Origin of the sequence: Pseudomonas rhizosphaerae, from assembly GCF_000761155.1 — a bacterium.
Taxonomy (GTDB): Bacteria; Pseudomonadota; Gammaproteobacteria; order Pseudomonadales; family Pseudomonadaceae; genus Aquipseudomonas; species Aquipseudomonas rhizosphaerae.
This window is the reverse complement of record NZ_CP009533.1, coordinates 3143853-3161248: the sequence shown is the minus strand read 5'-3', so window position 1 is coordinate 3161248 and position 17396 is coordinate 3143853. Positions and strand designations below refer to the sequence as shown.

The window sequence follows — 17396 nt, the reverse complement described above, 5'->3', positions numbered from 1 at the left end:
TTACGTTACGTAGTGTCTTTAGGCTATATCCGCAGATTGGATCCACGGTTAATCTTCTTTCCAAGGACGTTGCGCAGGATGCGCCTAGATATAACAGGGACACGTAGGATTTCTGCCAGGACGGCGGACGGAAATGGATGTCATGGGAAACAGTCTGCAAACCCCGCTTCGGCGGGGTTTTCTTTTTTCCGCCCCCGAATGTTCCCCGCATCAACGCCCGACGCTGCTCACACCCCCCCTGTAGCAGCGGCGCAAGCCGCGTCACTGGCGACGCGATACGCCTGACACCCCGCATCGACGCCGGACGCGGCTTGCGCCGCTGCTACAGGGTTGCGCAAGCCGTGTAGCAGCGGCGCGTCAGGTCAGGGTTTTGCCGGCGGCTTGAGCAGCGCCTCGGCGGCTTTGGCCAGGTCCGGTGGCAGGAAATCCTTGTCCGGGTTGTAGTCGGCCTTGAGGAAGCGCGTCAGGTCCTGCAGATCGCCCGGGCTCAAAATGCCTGCCGCCTGCTTGAGGCGCAGGTTGTCCAGAATGTAGTCATAGCGGGTGTTGTTGTAGTCGCGCACCGAGCTGTACAGCTGACGCTGGGCGTCGAGCACGTCGACGATGTTGCGTGTCCCCACCTGATAGCCGATTTCGGTGGCCAGCACCGAACTCTGGTTGGAAATGATCGACTGCTTGCGCGCCTGCACCTGCTCGACATCGGTGTTGACCGCACGGTGCAGGTTGCGCGTGTTCTCCACCACCTGCCGACGCAGGCTCTCGCGTTGCTGCTCGCTTTGGGTGAGCCGCGCGTACGCCTCGCGGACCTGGGAACTGGTCAGCCCGCCGCTGTAGATCGGGATGTTCAACTGCACGCCGATGCTGCGCTGCGACACATCGCTGCCATAGCTGACGCCCGGCAAGGTCGAGGGGTTGCTGAAACCCAGGTTGTCGTTGTCGCCCTTCTGGTATTGCGCGACCGCATCCACCGTCGGCGCGTGCCCGGCCTTGCGCTGGCGCAAGGTCTGCTCGGCGGCTTCCACGGCGTAGTTGCTGGCCAGCAGATCGAGGTTCTGCCGCGAGGCGGTATCGACCCAGGCGCTGGCGTCGTTGGGTATCGGCGCCAGCACGGGCAAGGTGTGAACGATGCCCTGGAGCGAATTGTATTCACGGTTGGTCAGCGTGATCAGGGCCTGGAAAGCGTCGTCCACCTGGCGCTGGGCGATGATCCGGTTGGCCCGTGCGGTGTCGTAGCTGGCCTGTGATTGCAGGGTGTCGGTCTTGTCGGAAAGGCCGACGTTGAAGCGCTCCTGGGACTGATCGAGCTGGCGCCGAAAGGCATTCTCCTCGGCGCGCGCAGTGGCCAGGTTGTCCTGGGCGCGCAGCACCGAAAAGTAGGCCTGAGCGCTCTGCAGGATCAGGTTCTGCTCGGTGGCCGACAGCTGCACGGCCGCCTGCTCGTCGACCGCCTTGGCCGCCTTGAGCTGGAACCAGCGGTCGGCGCGAAACAGCGGCTGGCTGAGCTGCGCGCGGTAGGAGTTGCCGCTGCGGTTGTACACCGCCGAGGGCTGGTCCAGCGAGGTGCGCGTGTCGTTGATGTCGTAACCGGCCGACAGGTTGGGCAGCAAACCGGCGCGCGCCTGCGGCACGATTTCGCTTTGCGCCGCATAGTCGGCCCGCGAGGCGGCCAGGTCGGCATTGTTCAGTACCGCTTCCTGATAGACGCTGACCAGATCGGTCATACTCGCCAACGGTGCCTGCTGCGCCAGGGCCAGGCCTGGGATGGCACCGGACACGGCCAGGGCGAGGGCCGTTGCCGAGGGAAATCTACTGCGCAGCATGGGGGCAATCCTTGGTCTGTAAGCTGGGTCTGGACATCAGCTGTGGAAAGAGGCTTGGGGCAGGGCGAGTGTAGAGCGCGGCGCGCCGCACAACAATCGGTCCGATGCAACGGCCACTATCAAGACCCGCAGGCGGGGTTGGCGTTCCACGTGCAGGGCGTCTATGCTGTGCACGTTCTTGTCGGGGTGCCTTGCTATGAGGCTGAGATCGGATAATCCGGATCCCGTTGAACCTGATCAGGTTAACGCCTGCGTAGGGAACAAGATTTCTCGTCTTTGCGGCGAGTCCTCTTGTGCTTCGTCCGAGGTCTCGCGCATTTTCTGCACAGCACCTCGCGTACAAGCACAGCATCCATTCACAGGGTGCATCCGTGCCTTTCAGGTTCGCTCCGACATTCCCTGCTGGATGCCGTCTGGAGAGCCTGTGATGAATACAAAAGCAAAAAACACCGTGCATTTGAGCGAATCGGCCCAAGTCGATTCCGGCTCCGTGCAGCCCTTCACCCGTTCGCGCAAGATCTACGTCCAGGGCTCGCGGGCGGACATCCGTGTGCCCATGCGTGAAATCAGCCTGGACGTCACCCCGACCGACTTTTCCACCGGCAACAGCAGCGGTGAGATCAACCCGCCGGTGACCGTCTACGACACCTCCGGCCCTTACACCGATCCCAATGTCGTCATCGATGTGCGCAAGGGCCTGGCCGACGTGCGCTCGGCCTGGATCGACGACCGCAGCGACACCGAGCGGCTGCCCGGCCTGAGCTCCGATTTCGGCCAGCAGCGCCTGGGCGACGACGAACTGACCAAACTGCGCTTCGCTCACGTGCGCAACCCGCGCCGGGCCAAGGCCGGTGCCAATGTCAGCCAGATGCACTACGCGCGCCAGGGCATCGTCACGGCCGAGATGGAATACGTCGCCATCCGCGAAAACATGAAACTGGCCGAGGCCCGTGCCGCCGGGCTGCTCAAGGATCAGCACAAGGGCCACAGCTTCGGCGCCAGCATTCCCAAGGAGATCACTGCCGAGTTCGTGCGTGAAGAGGTCGCCCGTGGCCGCGCGATCATTCCGGCCAATATCAACCACACCGAACTCGAACCGATGATCATCGGCCGCAACTTCCTGGTGAAGGTCAACGGCAACATCGGCAACAGCGCGCTGGGTTCTTCCATTGAGGAAGAAGTGGCTAAGCTGACCTGGGGCATCCGCTGGGGCTCGGACACGGTGATGGACCTGTCCACCGGCAAGCACATCCACGAAACCCGCGAGTGGATCATCCGCAACTCGCCGGTACCGATCGGCACCGTTCCCATCTATCAGGCCCTGGAAAAAGTCGGCGGCGTGGCCGAAGACCTGACCTGGGAGCTGTTCCGCGACACCCTCATCGAGCAGGCCGAGCAGGGCGTGGACTACTTCACCATCCATGCCGGCGTGCTGTTGCGCTACGTGCCGCTGACTGCCAAGCGGGTCACCGGCATCGTCAGCCGGGGCGGGTCGATCATGGCCAAGTGGTGCCTGGCGCACCACCAGGAAAACTTCCTGTACACGCACTTCGACGAGATCTGCGAAATCATGAAGGCCTACGACGTCAGCTTCTCCCTGGGCGACGGCCTGCGTCCGGGGTCGATCGCCGACGCCAACGACGAAGCCCAGTTCGGGGAGCTGGAAACCCTCGGCGAGCTGACCAAGATCGCCTGGAAGCATGACGTGCAGTGCATGATCGAAGGTCCGGGGCACGTGCCGATGCAACTGATCAAGGAGAACATGGACAAGCAGCTGGAGTGCTGCGACGAAGCGCCGTTCTACACCCTTGGCCCGCTGACCACCGACATTGCCCCAGGTTACGACCACATCACCTCGGGCATCGGTGCGGCGATGATCGGCTGGTTCGGTTGCGCCATGCTCTGCTACGTGACGCCCAAGGAGCACCTGGGCCTGCCGAACAAGGATGACGTGAAGACCGGCATCATCACCTACAAGATCGCTGCGCACGCTGCCGACCTGGCCAAGGGGCACCCCGGCGCGCAGATCCGCGACAACGCCTTGAGCAAGGCGCGTTTCGAGTTTCGCTGGGAAGACCAGTTCAACCTCGGGCTGGACCCGGACACCGCGCGTGCCTACCACGACGAAACCCTGCCCAAGGACTCGGCCAAGGTCGCGCATTTCTGCTCGATGTGCGGGCCGAAGTTCTGCTCCATGAAGATCACTCAGGAAGTGCGCGAGTATGCGGCCAACCAGAAGATCGAGGCCGTCGACCTGAGCGTGGAGGAGGGGATGCGCGAACAGGCGCAACGCTTCAAGCAGGAAGGCAGCCAGCTGTACCAGAAGGTGTAGTCAGCAGTGTCGGCGGTGGCCCTTCGCGGCCGCTGACCGCTCCCACGGAGATCACAGTGATTAAAGCGATCCTGTGGGAGCGGTCATTGGCCGCGAAAGCCGCACCGCGTCTGACCTGACACACCGCCGATGCCCCACAACCTCCGACCCTATTCGAGCCCATCCATTGAAAACCTCCTACTCCCCCGATATCGCGGTCTCCACCGCCCAACGTGTGCTGGGCGGGCGCGACCTGTTCTCCCTGTGGTTTTCCCTGGGCGTCGGCCTCATGGTGCTGCAGACCGGGGCCTTGCTGGCACCGGGCTTGGGCCTTGCCGGCGCGCTGACCGCCATTTTCCTGGGCACCCTGGTGGGCGTCCTGCTGCTCGCTGCGGTTGGCGTGATCGGCAGCGACACCGGCCTGTCCGCCATGGCCACCCTGCGCCTGACCCTGGGCCGCGGCGCCGGCAGCGTGCCGGCGCTGCTCAACCTGCTGCAACTGGTCGGCTGGGGCTCGTTCGAGATCATCGTCATGCGCGATGCCGCCAGCCTGCTGGGCACCCGCGCTTTCGGCGAAGGCAGCCTGGGCGGCAGTCCATGGTTGTGGACGCTGTTGTTCGGCGCATTGGTCACGCTGCTGGCGGTCAGTGGGCCGCTGACCTTCGTGCGCAAGGTGCTGCGCAAATGGGGTATCTGGCTGCTACTGGCGGCATGCGTTTGGCTGACCTGGAACCTGTTCGCCAAGGCCGACCTGGCAGCTCTGTGGAACACTGCGGGCGACGGCTCCATGGACTTGGCCACTGGCTTTGACATCGCGATTGCCATGCCCTTGTCGTGGCTGCCGCTGATTGCCGACTATTCCCGGTTCGGCAAGCGCGCCCGAAACGTGTTCGGCGGGACCGCCGTCGGCTTCTTCATCGGCAACTTCTGGTTGATGAGCTTAGGCGTTGCCTACACCCTGGCGTTCGCGCCCAGTGGTGAAGTCAATGCATTGCTGTTGGCGCTGGCCGGTGCTGGCCTGGGCATACCGCTGCTGCTGATCCTCCTGGACGAGTCGGAGAACGCCTTTGCCGACATCCATTCGGCTGCGGTATCGACCAGCCTGTTGTCGGGCTTCAAGGTCGAGCATCTGGCCTTGGCCATCGGCGTCGTCTGCACCCTGATCGCCTGCCTGGCCCCGTTGGCGCAGTACCAGAACTTCCTGTTGCTGATCGGCTCGGTCTTCGCGCCGCTGTTCGGCGTGGTCCTGATGGACCACTTCGTGCTGCGCAAACGCGCCATCCAGGTCGAGCCACGGGCTGTGCGCTGGAGCGCGCTGGTGGCCTGGCTAAGCGGCGTGTGCATCTACCACGGGTTGGCCAATCTGTATCCGCAACTCGGCGCAACCCTGCCAGCCTTGCTGGTGGCGGGGTTGCTGTACTACCTGATCGAGCGTGTGCTCAACCGCGGCCCGGAAACAGCTCGGGCTTGATCACGCCGTTGAGGCGGGGGTAGGCGATCTTCACTTCCGGGTGGCCCATGGCGTAGGGGGCGATGCTGTACACGTTGTACTTGAGCACCACGCCCCCGTAGGTCAAGGCAATGTTCGGCGTCTGCTGGAAGGGCCACTGGCGAATGAAATCGGCGTCCTTGTCCAATTTGCTGGCGACCAGCCAGCCGCGGTGGGCTTCTTCGGCAGCCTGCCAGAACGCACGTTCCTGGCCGGGTACCAGCATGTCCTGCAGGGTCAGTTCGCGATGCTCGCGGCGCGACCAGTTGATGAAGCCGCGCCCCGGCATGCCGTGGGCGCCGCCGGTCATGGCATAGCTGGACAGCTCGACCACCACGATACCGTCATGCTGCTCACGTACCTTGGCTTGCAGGTAGCTGCTGTAGCGCGGCTGGGCCTCGCGCATGAATTGATCTTCATAGGCCTTCAGGGTTGCCGGGACGCGGGCATCGGGCGTGTTGACCGTCATTTCACGCAGGCGTTTGTCGATGGCGGCATCGAGGCCGGGCTCGTCGGGAAAATGCACCACGTCGATGTTCACCAGTGGGCAATCCTGATTGTCGCAGCCAGGCTTCAGATGCTCGAACGCCTCGCGCTTGGTCTCCAGTGGTGCCCGGTAATTGGGTTGGAAGACACTGGCGCAGGCACCCAGGGTCAGGGCGACGCAGGCCACGGAGGCAAACTTGAGAAACGACATGATGGTCCTTGGCGGGTGATTGAATTGTCGTGGTTGGACTGCCGGTCGAACCGTCGGTTCGCAGGTCGCGCAATCTTAATGCGTGCTCGCCCAACCGCCTATCCCGAGGCGCACGACTTCACCTCAAAGGGGCTGCAATACCGGTGCATCGCGGTTACGATGGCTGCAAGCTGCACGCACGAGCAAGAGGTTTTTTCCATGCCAGATTCATCCCGATCCACCCCTGCGAAGGTCGAGATCGACAAGACCGAACTGTGTTTCCAGGGCTTCTACAAACTGGACAAGCTGTTCCTGCGCCACGAGCTGTTCAACGGCGGCATGAGCAAGCAGATCAGCCGCGAGTTGTTCGTGCGCCACGACGCCGTGTGCGTATTGCCCTACGACGCCGCTCGCGACGAAGTGGTCCTGATCGAGCAATTCCGGGTCGGCGCGGTGGGCAAGGTCGACAACCCCTGGCTGATCGAAATGGTCGCCGGGCTGATCGACAAGGACGAGCGCCCCGAAGAAGTCGCGCACCGCGAGGCCGATGAGGAAGCGGGGTTGCAGATCGCGGCGTTGTGGCCCATCACCAAGTACTTTCCGTCACCCGGCGGCAGCGACGAGTACGTGCATCTCTACCTGGGCCGCTGCAGCAGCGAAGGCGCCGGTGGCTTGCATGGCCTGGAAGAAGAGGGCGAGGACATCCGCGTCAACGTCTGGGCATTCGACGATGCCCTGCAGGCCGTGCGCGACGGTCGGATCATCAACGCGGCAGCGATCATTGCCATCCAGTGGCTGGCCCTGAACCGCGACGAAGTCAGGGGGCTGTGGTCGTGAGTCCGTTGCGCGAGCGCTACCGCGTCGACCTGGTCGGTCTGCAGGCCGCCTGCGAGGCCAACTATGCGCGCCTCATGCGCCTGTTGCCGGACATGCGCAGCCAGCAGTTGTCGCGCCGCATCGCCATGACCCAGGCCGACCAGATGCTCGGCGTGCTGACCCTCGAGGTGTTGCTGGCTTGTCCGTACACCACCACCCTGCGCGTGCGCCAGGAGCACAGCCTGCCGTGGCTGCCGGTGCCGCAGATGGAAGTGCAGGTGTACCACGATGCGCGCATGGCCGAAGTCATCAGCGCCGAGCATGCCCGTCGTTTTCGCAGCGTCTACCCCTATCCCAACGAGGCCATGCACCAACCCGACGAAAAGGCCCAGCTCAACCTGTTCCTCGGTGAATGGCTCAGCCATTGCCTGGCCTGCGGGCACGAGTACGAGGCGGTACGCTGAGCGTCGATCTTCCCCGATTCACCGGTTGCCTTTGCCTGGAGACGGCCTTGCCGAGCCCATCTGACCCTGCTGTCGACACCCCGGTGCTGCTCGTGCAGCTTTCGGACAGCCACTTGGTGGCCGAGGCCGACGGCGCTATGTTCGGCCTGAACACACGGCAGAGCCTGGCGCGCGTGCTTGGCCAAGTGCGTATGGAACAGCCACGCATCGACTTGCTCATCGCCACCGGTGATTTGTCCCAGGACGGCACGTTGGCCTCGTACCAGGCTTTTGCGCAGGCTGCCCAGGCGATTGCCGCGCCGATGCGCTGGCTACCCGGCAATCACGACGAGCCCGCGGTCATGCAGCAGGCCGCCCAGGGCACGCGGTGGCTGGAGCCGGTGGTGGACATTGGCGCCTGGCGCGTGACGTTGCTCGACTCCGCCATCTCAGGCTCGGCGGCAGGCTATCTGGCCGACGACCAACTGCAATTGCTCGCGACGTCGCTCGGCGAGGCGCCGCACAAGCATCACCTGGTGTGTCTGCACCATCATCCGGTGCCGATCGGCAGCCAATGGATGGAGCCCATCGGCTTGCGCAATTCGCCGGCCCTGTTCGAGCTGCTCGCACGCTTTCCGCAGGCGCGGGGCGTGCTCTGGGGGCACGTGCATCAGGCGATCGACCGTCAGGCCCACGGCTTGCGTCTGCTGGCATCGCCCTCGACCTGCATTCAGTTTCTGCCGCACAGCGAGGACTTCGCCCTGGACGACCGCGCGCCCGGCTACCGCTGGCTGCGCCTGATGCCGGACGGACAGATCGAAACCGGCGTCTCGCGCCTGGCCGGATTTGCCTTCACCCCGGACCTGGACGCGGCGGGGTATTGATTCAGGATCAGCAACACACCGATAGCCCGCCCACCCCCCCGACAAGGTAAACTGCGCGCCATCTCTATGCCCGGAGGCTCCCATGCCCGGTTCGATCCTCTACATTCATGGTCTGAACAGCTCGCCGGATTCGCAGAAAGCCCGCCAGCTGAGCGCCCTGATGCAACGCATCGGCCTGGCCGACCAGCTTCGCGCGCCGGCCCTGCACCACCATCCGCGCCAAGCCATCGCGCAACTTGAAGCAGCACTGGCGCAGCTCGACGCACCATTGCTGGTGGGAAGCTCCCTCGGCGGCTACTATGCGACCCACCTGGCCGCACGCTTTGGCCTCAAGGCGTTGCTGATCAACCCGGTGGTCAATCCGCACCGCCTGTTCGATGGCTATCTGGGCGAACAAACCAATCATTACACCGGCGAGCGCTGGCAGTTGACCCGCGATCACGTCACGGCCCTGGCCGAGCTGGAAGTGCCGGCTCCCACAGACCCAGAGCGGCTCCAGGTGTGGCTGCAGACAGGCGATGAAACCCTCGACTATCGCCAGGCTGCAGCGTTCTACCAGGCGTGCAGCGTGCACATCGAAAACGGTGGCGACCATGGTTTCCAGGGCTTCGCGCAGAAGTTGCCAGCGCTGCTGGCATTCGCTGGCATCGATGCCAAACGCTTGGACACTGTCGACCTTGCCCAGCTTTGACCACTCATTTCACGAACGACTGACGACGAGACCCCATGGCCAATCCCAGCGCTAGCTCCTATAACGCAGACGCCATCGAAGTCCTCTCGGGCCTCGACCCGGTGCGCAAGCGCCCGGGCATGTACACCGACACCAGTCGGCCCAACCACCTGGCCCAGGAAGTCATCGACAACAGTGTCGACGAAGCCCTGGCGGGCCATGCGCGGTCGATCCAGGTCATCCTGCACGCCGATCACTCCCTGGAAGTGTCCGACGACGGCCGCGGCATGCCGGTCGACATCCACCCCGAGGAAGGCGTCAGCGGCGTCGAACTGATCCTTACCAAGCTGCACGCCGGCGGCAAGTTCTCCAACAAGAACTACCAGTTCTCCGGCGGTCTGCACGGCGTCGGTATCTCCGTGGTCAACGCCCTGTCCAATCAGGTGCGGGTCAGGGTCAAACGCGACGGCAACGAGTACCAGATGACCTTCGCCGATGGCTTCAAGGCCACCGACCTGGAAGTCATCGGTACGGTCGGCAAGCGCAACACCGGCACCAGCGTGTACTTCGCCCCGGACCCGAAATACTTCGATTCGCCCAAGTTTTCCGTCAGCCGCCTCAAGCATGTGCTCAAGGCCAAGGCGGTGTTGTGTCCGGGCTTGCTGGTCAGCTTCGAGGACAAGGGCAGCGGCGAGAAGGTCGAATGGCATTATGAAGACGGCCTGCGTTCGTACCTGATCGATGCGGTCACCGAATTCGCCCGCCTGCCGGACGAACCGTTCTGCGGCAGCCTGGCGGGCAACAAGGAAGCTGTTGACTGGGCACTGCTGTGGTTGCCCGAAGGCGGCGACAGCGTCCAGGAAAGCTACGTCAACCTGATCCCCACCGCCCAGGGCGGCACGCACGTCAACGGCCTGCGCCAGGGCCTGCTCGATGCCATGCGCGAGTTTTGCGAGTTCCGCAACCTGCTGCCGCGCGGGCTGAAGCTGGCGCCCGAAGACATCTGGGAGCGTATCGCCTTCGTCCTGTCGATGAAGATGCAGGATGCGCAGTTCTCCGGCCAGACCAAGGAACGCCTGTCCTCGCGCGAAGCGGCGGCCTTCGTCTCCGGCGTGGTCAAGGACGCTTTCAGTCTGTGGCTCAACGCGCATCCTGAATTGGGCATGCAGCTGGCCGAGCTGGCGATCAGCAACGCCGGGCGCCGCCTCAAGGCGAGCAAGAAAGTCGAGCGCAAGCGCATCACCCAGGGCCCGGCATTGCCCGGCAAGCTGGCCGACTGCGCCGGCCAGGACCCGGCCCGCTCCGAGCTGTTCCTGGTCGAAGGTGACTCGGCAGGTGGCTCGGCCAAACAGGCGCGAGACAAGGAATTCCAGGCGATCCTGCCGTTGCGCGGCAAGATCCTCAACACTTGGGAAGTGGACGGCAGTGAGGTCCTGGCCAGCCAGGAAGTGCACAACATCGCCGTGGCCATCGGGGTCGATCCCGGTGCCGCCGACATCAGCCAGCTGCGCTACGGCAAGGTCTGCATCCTTGCCGACGCCGACTCCGACGGCCTGCACATCGCGACCCTGCTCTGCGCGCTGTTCGTGCAGCACTTCCGGCCCCTGGTGGACGCCGGGCACGTCTATGTCGCCATGCCGCCGCTGTACCGCATCGACCTGGGCAAAGAGATTTTCTACGCCCTGGACGAAGCCGAGCGCGATGGCATCCTCGACCGCCTGGTGGCCGAAAAGAAACGCGGCAAGCCGCAGGTCACGCGCTTCAAGGGCCTGGGCGAGATGAACCCACCGCAGCTGCGCGAAACCACCATGGACCCCAACACCCGCCGCCTGGTGCAACTGACCCTGGACGACTTCGCCGGCACCACCGAGATCATGGACATGCTGCTGGCCAAGAAACGTGCGGGCGACCGCAAGGCGTGGCTCGAGTCCAAGGGCAATCTGGCCGAGGTGCTGGCTTGATCGCAGCGCTGCTGGCAGCCCTGTTCGCCCTGGCGTTGCCAGTGCTGGCCGAGGCATCGACGCAGCCCGCCGTGGCAGAGCTGACCTTGCTCGGCGAACACGCGGTCGACGGCATGCCCACCGGCAACCTGTCCGGCCTGGCGCTGTGCGGCAAGGCGCTGTGGGCGGTCTCGGACCGCGAAGACGGCACGGTCTATCGGCTCGATACCACGAAGCCTGACTGGCAGGCCGAGGCCGTAACGTTCAAGGCACCGCCGGTACCGCCCAGCGGACTGCCCACCCGTCTGCGCATGAGCAGTTGGGCCGCGTCCTTCGTGCGTGGCGGCGACCTGGATTTCGAAGGCATCAGCTGTGATGCCAAAGGCAACCAATACCTGGTCAGTGAAGCCCACGTCGCGGTGTTGCAGATTCCCGTGTCGGGCGACCCTAAATGGTTGCCACTGGATCCGACCCTGGTCAGCCAGGCACGCGCAAGCAACCTGCTGTTGCACTTCAATGCCCTGTTCGAAGGGCTGACCGTCAACCCGGCTGGCGATCGGTTGTGGCTGGCGGCGGAACGTCAGCAACGTGGACTCTTGGCTGTCCGCAAGCGGCCGGTGAGCTGGAGCTGCGAGGGGCGTTGCGTGCTGCTCGCCGAGGGCGGCGCGGAAACCTTGCCGGTCCAGGTCCCGCGGACGCGAAACATGCCGCGCGACTTCGCCGACCTGGCCTACTTCGACGGCAAGCTGTTCACCCTGGAACGCAATGCCTACCGGATCTGCCGTCGAAACGCCGACACAGCCAAGCGCGAGCGTTGCTGGTCGTTCGCCGCCGAAGCCCTGTTGCCCGCGCGCCGCTATGATGCGCCCTACGGCCTGACCGAAGCGCTGAGCGTGGACGCCGACGGCGCCTGGGTCGGCACCGACAACAACCAATGGGCCCGCGCCGATGGCGAACGCCGTCCGGTGGTCTGGCGCTTCGCAGCCCCGGCCGGTGGCTGGAGTGCGGCACCATGAGCCAGGCGGCACCCGGCAAGCGGGCGGGCAAACTGCTGATGCTGCTGGCCTGGGCCGCGGCGTTGTACCTGGCCACGCAGTTCTTCGGCGACTGGGAACAGCGTCGGGAAAATCCCAATGCCGTGCCGGTGTCCCAGCACGGCGACGGCTATGTGGAAGTGCAGCTGGCCGGCAATGGCCAGGGACACTTCGTCAGTGGCGGCTTCATCAACGGCCAGCCGGTGCAGTTCATGCTCGACACCGGCGCCACCGATGTGGCGATGCCCGAAGCCGTGGCGCGCAAGCTCGAGCTGACCCGTGGAGCGCCGGTGCTGCTCACCACCGCCAATGGCAAGACCCAAGGCTACCGCACCGAGATCGCCAGCCTGCAATTGGGCGACATCCGCCTGAGCAATGTCCGCGCCCTGGTGGTGCCGGGCTTCGAAGGCAACCAGGTGCTGTTGGGCATGAGCGCCCTGAAACAACTTGAATTCACTCAGCGCGGCGGCAACTTGCTGCTGCGCCAGACCACGAAACGATGAGGCTTGCATGAGCGACTCCCTCGATCTCAGTCTCGACGGCGTAGAACGCCGGTCCCTGGCTGACTTCACCGAACAGGCCTACCTCAACTACTCCATGTACGTGATCATGGACCGCGCCTTGCCGCACATCGGCGACGGCCTCAAGCCGGTCCAGCGACGCATCGTCTATGCCATGAGCGAGTTGGGGCTCGATGCCGACGCCAAGCACAAGAAGTCCGCGCGCACCGTGGGCGACGTGCTCGGCAAGTTCCACCCCCATGGCGACTCGGCCTGCTACGAGGCCATGGTGCTGATGGCGCAGCCGTTCAGCTATCGCTACACCCTGGTCGACGGCCAGGGCAACTGGGGTGCGCCGGACGATCCCAAGTCCTTCGCCGCCATGCGCTACACCGAAGCGCGCCTGTCGCGCTATTCCGAAGTGCTGCTCACCGAACTGGGCCAGGGTACCGCCGACTGGGTGCCTAACTTCGACGGCACCCTGGACGAGCCATCGGTGCTGCCGGCGCGGCTGCCCAATATTCTGCTCAACGGCACCACCGGTATTGCCGTGGGCATGGCCACCGACGTGCCGCCGCACAACCTGCGTGAAGTGGCCAGCGCCTGCGTGCGCCTGCTCGACGAGCCCAAGGCCACCCTCGAGCAACTGTGCGAGCACATACAGGGGCCGGACTACCCGACCGAAGCGGAAATCATCACCCCGCGCGCCGAGCTGCTGAAGATCTACCAGACCGGTCGCGGTTCGGTGCGCATGCGCGCGGTGTATCGCTTGGAAGACGGCGACGTGGTCGTCACCGCCTTGCCGCATCAGGTCTCCGGCGCCAAGGTGCTGGAGCAGATCGCCGCACAGATGCAGGCCAAGAAGCTGCCCATGGTGGCCGACCTGCGTGACGAATCCGACCACGAGCATCCATGTCGCATCGTCATCATTCCGCGCTCCAACCGGGTCGAAGTCGACGAGCTGATGCAGCATCTGTTCGCTACCACCGATCTGGAGTCGACCTACCGGGTCAACGTCAACATCATCGGCCTCGACGGCCGCCCGCAGTTGAAGAACCTGCGCGCGTTGCTGGTCGAATGGTTGGAATTCCGCGTCAACACCGTACGCCGCCGCCTGCAGTTCCGCCTGGACAAGGTCGAGCGTCGCCTGCACCTGTTGGACGGCTTGCTGATCGCCTTCCTCAACCTGGACGAAGTGATCCACATCATTCGTACCGAGGATCATCCCAAGGCGCGCTTGATCGAGCGCTTTGCCCTGACCGAGACCCAGGCCGACTACATCCTCGACACGCGCCTGCGCCAGCTGGCACGCCTGGAAGAAATGAAGATCCGTGGCGAGCAGGAAGAGCTGGCCAAGGAACGCGCCAAGCTGCAGGCCTTGCTGGCCAGCGAGGCCAAGCTGAAGAAGCTGGTCCGCGCCGAGCTGATCAAGGACGCCGAAACCTATGGCGACGATCGCCGCTCGCCGATCGTGGCGCGCAGCGAAGCCCGTGCGCTGTCGGAAAACGAGCTGATGCCCACCGAGCCGGTGACCGTCGTGCTGTCGGAAAAAGGCTGGGTGCGCTGCGGTAAAGGGCATGACATCGACGCCACCGGGCTGTCCTACAAGGCCGGTGACGGCTACAAGACGGCAGCGACCGGGCGCTCGAATCAGTTCGCCGTGTTCATCGACTCGACCGGGCGCAGCTACTCGGTGGCTGCCCACACCTTGCCCTCGGCCCGCGGCCAGGGCGAACCGCTGACCGGCCGGCTGACGCCTCCGCCGGGTGCGACGTTCGAGTGCGTGATGCTGCCCGACGACGATGCCCTGTATGTCATCGCGTCGGACGCCGGCTACGGATTCGTGGTCAAGGGCGAAGACCTGCAGGCCAAGAACAAGGCCGGCAAGGCGCTGCTCAGCCTGCCCAAAGGCGCCAAGGTGATCAACCCCCGCGCCGTGCCGGACCGGGAGAAGAACTGGCTGGCCGCGGTGACCACCGAAGGTCGACTGCTGGTGTTCAAGATCAGCGACTTGCCACAGCTGGGCAAGGGCAAGGGCAACAAGATCATCGGCATTCCCGGCGATCGAGTCGCCAGCCGTGAAGAATTCGTCACCGACCTTGCGGTCGTTGCCGAAGGCTCGACGTTGGTGTTGCAGGCAGGCAAGCGCACGTTGTCGCTCAAGCCCGACGACCTCGAGCACTACCGTGGCGAGCGAGGTCGCCGCGGCAACAAGCTGCCGCGCGGTTTCCAGCGCGTCGACGCCCTGGTCGTGGAAAACCCGTGATCGTCCCTGTGTGCGTGGACGGCGGCGCTGCTGCCGTTCGACCGACAAGCACTGGAGTCAGGGCGCGGATTCACGGATGATAGGCCCTTTCGCGGCGCTGCCTAGCGGCAGCGCCGCGACGACTCGGCCAAGTATTGCTGTGGTTGCCATGTGGCAGCCGCCTGGATGAACTGATGAAACTGTTGCGCCTTCCCGTGATTTTATTGCTCAGCGGCCTGGTGGGGCTGGCTGGATGCAGCACGCACCAACCCGCGGCCCTGTACCAGCTCGACAGCGGCAACCCCGGGCTGCCCAAGGAAAGCCGCGGTCTAGCCGTGCTGTTGGGGCCGGTTTCCGTGGCCGATTACCTGCAGCGCGAAACGCTGCTGCAGCGCCAGGCCGATGGCAGCTTGCGCGCGTCCACCGACGGACGCTGGGCCGGCAGCCTGTCGGCCGACATCGACCAGCTGTTACTGCGCCAGGTGGCCTGGCGTCTGGACAGCCAGCGTGTAGTGCTGGCGCCTACGCCGGCCAATTTCACCCCCGATGCCCAGGTACTGCTGTCGATTACCCGTCTGGATTCGGGCAGCCGCCAACCGGCCATTCTCGATGCCCAGTGGCGCGTGCTGGACCGCCGCGGACAAGTGCGCGACAACCGCATCGTTCATCTGGAAGAAAAGCATGACGGCGGCACAGCGGCTCAGGTCCAGGCGCAGGGCGTATTGCTGCAACGCCTGGCTGCGCAGTTGACGGCGGCGCTCAAGCCGTTGGCCAATCAACCGGCGCTGGTCGAGGAGCGCAAGCCGGCACCGGCGCAGGTACGCCGTGATGAAGAGAAATCGCGGATTCCCCTGGCCAAGCCCATTCGTACCGATTTGGAAGTGTTCCGCTTCTAGACCGACAGCCAATAAAAAGCCCGCACTGGATGCGGGCTTTTTATTGCGCATTGATCAGACGATCAGACGATCAGACGATCAGCTGATCCGAGCCAGCTGCCGTTCCAGCAGCGACGGGTAGGGCTCCAGCAGACGCTCGACGCAGCAGGCGCCTTCGGGACTGGCGATCGAGCGAATGCGTGCGCGCTGGCGGATCAGCGGGTCTTCGCCGATCTCGCGCACCACCAGCAACAGGTTGCGGCTGTGCTGCGAGAGCGCCAGTGCATCCTGCGCCGACTCGGTCAGCAGCAGGTCGATGGAGTTCAAGCCATGCACTTCGTTGCTGAGCACCAGGCCCAGTTGCAGTTGCAGGGTGATACCGCTGTCGGCGACCTCGATCTGCAAAGCGTGGCCCAGTGCGCGCAACAGTTCGCCGCAACAGATGGCGTTGGTCAGGTAGTCATCACCGCTGTGTTCGCTGTGGAACAGCATCAGCGTGCTGCCGTCGTTGAGCGTGTGCACTTCGCTCTCGTAGAGCGAGGCGGCCTGTTGCAGGCAGTCGTGGTAGCGTTCCAGCAACTCCGCCAGACGAGCCTTGGGCAGGCGACGCAGTTGCTCCTGGGCGCCCAGCTGCACGGCCAGCACGGCGCTGTCGGTGTGCACCTTGGCCACGGCGGTGGTGGGTTGCTTGATCACGGCCACCGGCGCCTCGCGCAGGTCTGCGAACGGGTCGTCGCCGAAGTCTTCTTCGTCTTCGTCGGCCTGGATCTGACGCATGGCCGGTTTCGCCGGCTTGGCCGCAACGGGCGGGAACGGGCCAGGCTTGGTGGTGCGCACGGGCAGCGCAGCTTGCGGCTCGTCGTCTTCGTCGGTGGCGTCCGGTTCGACCTCGGGCTCGCGCGGTTCCGGTGCCAGTTGCGCGTGCAACTGACGCGCCAGATCGCCGATTTCGTCGGTGCGCTGGGTGGCCGGGGTGAACTCGTCCGGGTTGCGCAGCCAGACCCGCAGTTGCAGCAGCGGAGTGGAAATGTAGCGACCCAGGCGCAAGCTCAGGGCCAGGGCGAGCACCAGCAGGATGCCGGCCAGCACGCCCATGCTTTGCAGGCTGATGGTCAGCGGCTGCTGGAACTGGTCCATGTCCAGGCTGATGCGCAGCTGTCCGGCCAGCGCATCCTGGAAATTGATCTTGGTCTCGTACAACCCCTGGCTTTGTCCCAACAGCCCACCTTTGGGGCGCTGGCCGGCTTCGGCGAGGATGCGATTGTCCGGACTGAAAATCGCCGCGTGCGCCACCAGCGGGTTTTTCGCCAGATTGTTGAGCAGCACATTGAGGCTGAGGATGTCGTTGGACACCAGCAGCTCGGTGGCGGACGTGGCCGTCTGCGTGGTCAGGCTCTGGCCTACCGCATCGGCTTGCTCGTGCATGGCCTGCTTGAACTGCAGACCCATCACGCAGGCGTAGATCACCAGGGCAATGGCAACCAGCACGATGTTGGTGAATGCGATGCGCAAAGCCAGGGGCACTCGACGGTGGCGCACGGCTCGGAAGATCAGCAGGAAGAAGTTGTCGGTTTTGACTGGCGTAGGCCGGTTCACTGAGCGCGGCTCTTTGTCCGTGAAGTTGGCGCGCAGTATAACGACCGCCCCCCGAGCGGCAAAGCGCTGCCTGTGCCCGATGGTCACTGAAAGTGGT

14 protein-coding genes and 1 riboswitch are annotated in these 17396 nt (G+C 64.5%); of the genes, 11 read left to right on the top strand and 3 right to left on the bottom strand.

Features of this window, described 5'->3' with window-relative positions; all coding sequences use genetic code 11:
- Positions 1 to 362 precede the first annotated feature (362 nt).
- On the bottom strand, positions 363 to 1820 hold the full coding sequence (locus LT40_RS14005) for a TolC family outer membrane protein (protein ID WP_043191224.1): 1458 nt from the start codon (positions 1818 to 1820) through the stop codon (positions 363 to 365).
- 172 nt (positions 1821 to 1992) lie between these two features.
- Positions 1993 to 2097, top strand: a riboswitch (TPP riboswitch).
- Between the two features lie 150 nt (positions 2098 to 2247).
- On the opposite strand from LT40_RS14005, the gene thiC reads away from it, so the two are divergent.
- Both thiC and cytX read left to right on the top strand, forming a co-directional pair.
- On the top strand, positions 2248 to 4152 hold the full coding sequence (thiC, locus tag LT40_RS14000; protein WP_043191222.1) for a phosphomethylpyrimidine synthase ThiC: 1905 nt from the start codon (positions 2248 to 2250) through the stop codon (positions 4150 to 4152).
- A gap of 166 nt (positions 4153 to 4318) precedes the next feature.
- The gene (gene cytX, locus LT40_RS13995; protein ID WP_043191219.1) at positions 4319 to 5602 is read left to right on the top strand and encodes a putative hydroxymethylpyrimidine transporter CytX; all 1284 of its coding nucleotides are present in this window, start codon (positions 4319 to 4321) and stop codon (positions 5600 to 5602) included.
- On the opposite strand, the gene LT40_RS13990 is transcribed toward cytX, so the two are convergent.
- Positions 5571 to 6317 (bottom strand): RsiV family protein, encoded by a 747-nt coding sequence (locus LT40_RS13990; protein ID WP_043191217.1) that lies wholly within the window; start codon positions 6315 to 6317, stop codon positions 5571 to 5573. The genes cytX and LT40_RS13990 overlap by 32 nt on opposite strands.
- A gap of 198 nt (positions 6318 to 6515) precedes the next feature.
- On the opposite strand from LT40_RS13990, the gene LT40_RS13985 reads away from it, so the two are divergent.
- From LT40_RS13985 to LT40_RS13945, 9 genes are all read left to right on the top strand, one after another.
- Complete coding sequence (locus LT40_RS13985) at positions 6516 to 7133, top strand: NUDIX domain-containing protein (RefSeq protein WP_043191215.1); 618 nt, start codon at positions 6516 to 6518, stop codon at positions 7131 to 7133.
- Positions 7124 to 7576, top strand: a complete 453-nt coding sequence (locus LT40_RS13980; RefSeq protein ID WP_043191214.1) for a DUF1249 domain-containing protein — start codon at positions 7124 to 7126, stop codon at positions 7574 to 7576. The genes LT40_RS13985 and LT40_RS13980 overlap by 10 nt, the downstream gene beginning before the upstream one ends.
- Before the next feature lie 47 nt (positions 7577 to 7623).
- On the top strand, positions 7624 to 8439 hold the full coding sequence (cpdA, locus tag LT40_RS13975) for a 3',5'-cyclic-AMP phosphodiesterase (protein ID WP_043191212.1): 816 nt from the start codon (positions 7624 to 7626) through the stop codon (positions 8437 to 8439).
- Positions 8440 to 8521: 82 nt separating this feature from the next.
- On the top strand, positions 8522 to 9130 hold the full coding sequence (locus LT40_RS13970; RefSeq protein ID WP_043191208.1) for a YqiA/YcfP family alpha/beta fold hydrolase: 609 nt from the start codon (positions 8522 to 8524) through the stop codon (positions 9128 to 9130).
- Between the two features lie 35 nt (positions 9131 to 9165).
- Positions 9166 to 11070 (top strand): DNA topoisomerase IV subunit B, encoded by a 1905-nt coding sequence (parE, locus tag LT40_RS13965; protein WP_043191207.1) that lies wholly within the window; start codon positions 9166 to 9168, stop codon positions 11068 to 11070.
- The gene (locus LT40_RS13960; protein ID WP_420329691.1) at positions 11070 to 12065 is read left to right on the top strand and encodes an esterase-like activity of phytase family protein; all 996 of its coding nucleotides are present in this window, start codon (positions 11070 to 11072) and stop codon (positions 12063 to 12065) included. The genes parE and LT40_RS13960 overlap by 1 nt, the downstream gene beginning before the upstream one ends.
- Positions 12062 to 12586 carry a retropepsin-like aspartic protease family protein gene (locus tag LT40_RS13955; RefSeq protein ID WP_043191202.1) on the top strand — a complete coding sequence of 175 codons (525 nt, stop codon included), beginning with the start codon at positions 12062 to 12064 and terminating at the stop codon, positions 12584 to 12586. The genes LT40_RS13960 and LT40_RS13955 overlap by 4 nt, the downstream gene beginning before the upstream one ends.
- A 7-nt stretch (positions 12587 to 12593) precedes the next feature.
- A complete protein-coding gene (parC, locus tag LT40_RS13950; protein ID WP_043191200.1) occupies positions 12594 to 14849 on the top strand; it encodes a DNA topoisomerase IV subunit A in 2256 nt (751 codons plus the stop codon).
- Between the two features lie 173 nt (positions 14850 to 15022).
- The gene (locus LT40_RS13945) at positions 15023 to 15724 is read left to right on the top strand and encodes a PqiC family protein (RefSeq protein WP_043191198.1); all 702 of its coding nucleotides are present in this window, start codon (positions 15023 to 15025) and stop codon (positions 15722 to 15724) included.
- A 78-nt stretch (positions 15725 to 15802) separates the two neighbouring features.
- On the opposite strand, the gene LT40_RS13940 is transcribed toward LT40_RS13945, so the two are convergent.
- Entirely contained in the window at positions 15803 to 17299 is a 1497-nt protein-coding gene (locus LT40_RS13940) for an AhpA/YtjB family protein (RefSeq protein ID WP_043191196.1), read from the bottom strand.
- Positions 17300 to 17396 lie beyond the last annotated feature (97 nt).

Excerpts from the sequence above, each read along its gene's own strand:
- LT40_RS14005 (WP_043191224.1), bottom strand. The coding sequence starts at position 1,820 with ATGCTGCGCAGTAGATTTCCCTCGGCAACGGCCCTCGCCCTGGCCGTG.
- thiC (WP_043191222.1), top strand. The coding sequence starts at position 2,248 with ATGAATACAAAAGCAAAAAACACCGTGCATTTGAGCGAATCGGCCCAA.
- LT40_RS13990 (WP_043191217.1), bottom strand. The coding sequence starts at position 6,317 with ATGTCGTTTCTCAAGTTTGCCTCCGTGGCCTGCGTCGCCCTGACCCTG.
- LT40_RS13985 (WP_043191215.1), top strand. The coding sequence starts at position 6,516 with ATGCCAGATTCATCCCGATCCACCCCTGCGAAGGTCGAGATCGACAAG.
- LT40_RS13970 (WP_043191208.1), top strand. The coding sequence starts at position 8,522 with ATGCCCGGTTCGATCCTCTACATTCATGGTCTGAACAGCTCGCCGGAT.
- parE (WP_043191207.1), top strand. The coding sequence starts at position 9,166 with ATGGCCAATCCCAGCGCTAGCTCCTATAACGCAGACGCCATCGAAGTC.
- LT40_RS13955 (WP_043191202.1), top strand. The coding sequence starts at position 12,062 with ATGAGCCAGGCGGCACCCGGCAAGCGGGCGGGCAAACTGCTGATGCTG.
- parC (WP_043191200.1), top strand. The coding sequence starts at position 12,594 with ATGAGCGACTCCCTCGATCTCAGTCTCGACGGCGTAGAACGCCGGTCC.
- LT40_RS13945 (WP_043191198.1), top strand. The coding sequence starts at position 15,023 with ATGAAACTGTTGCGCCTTCCCGTGATTTTATTGCTCAGCGGCCTGGTG.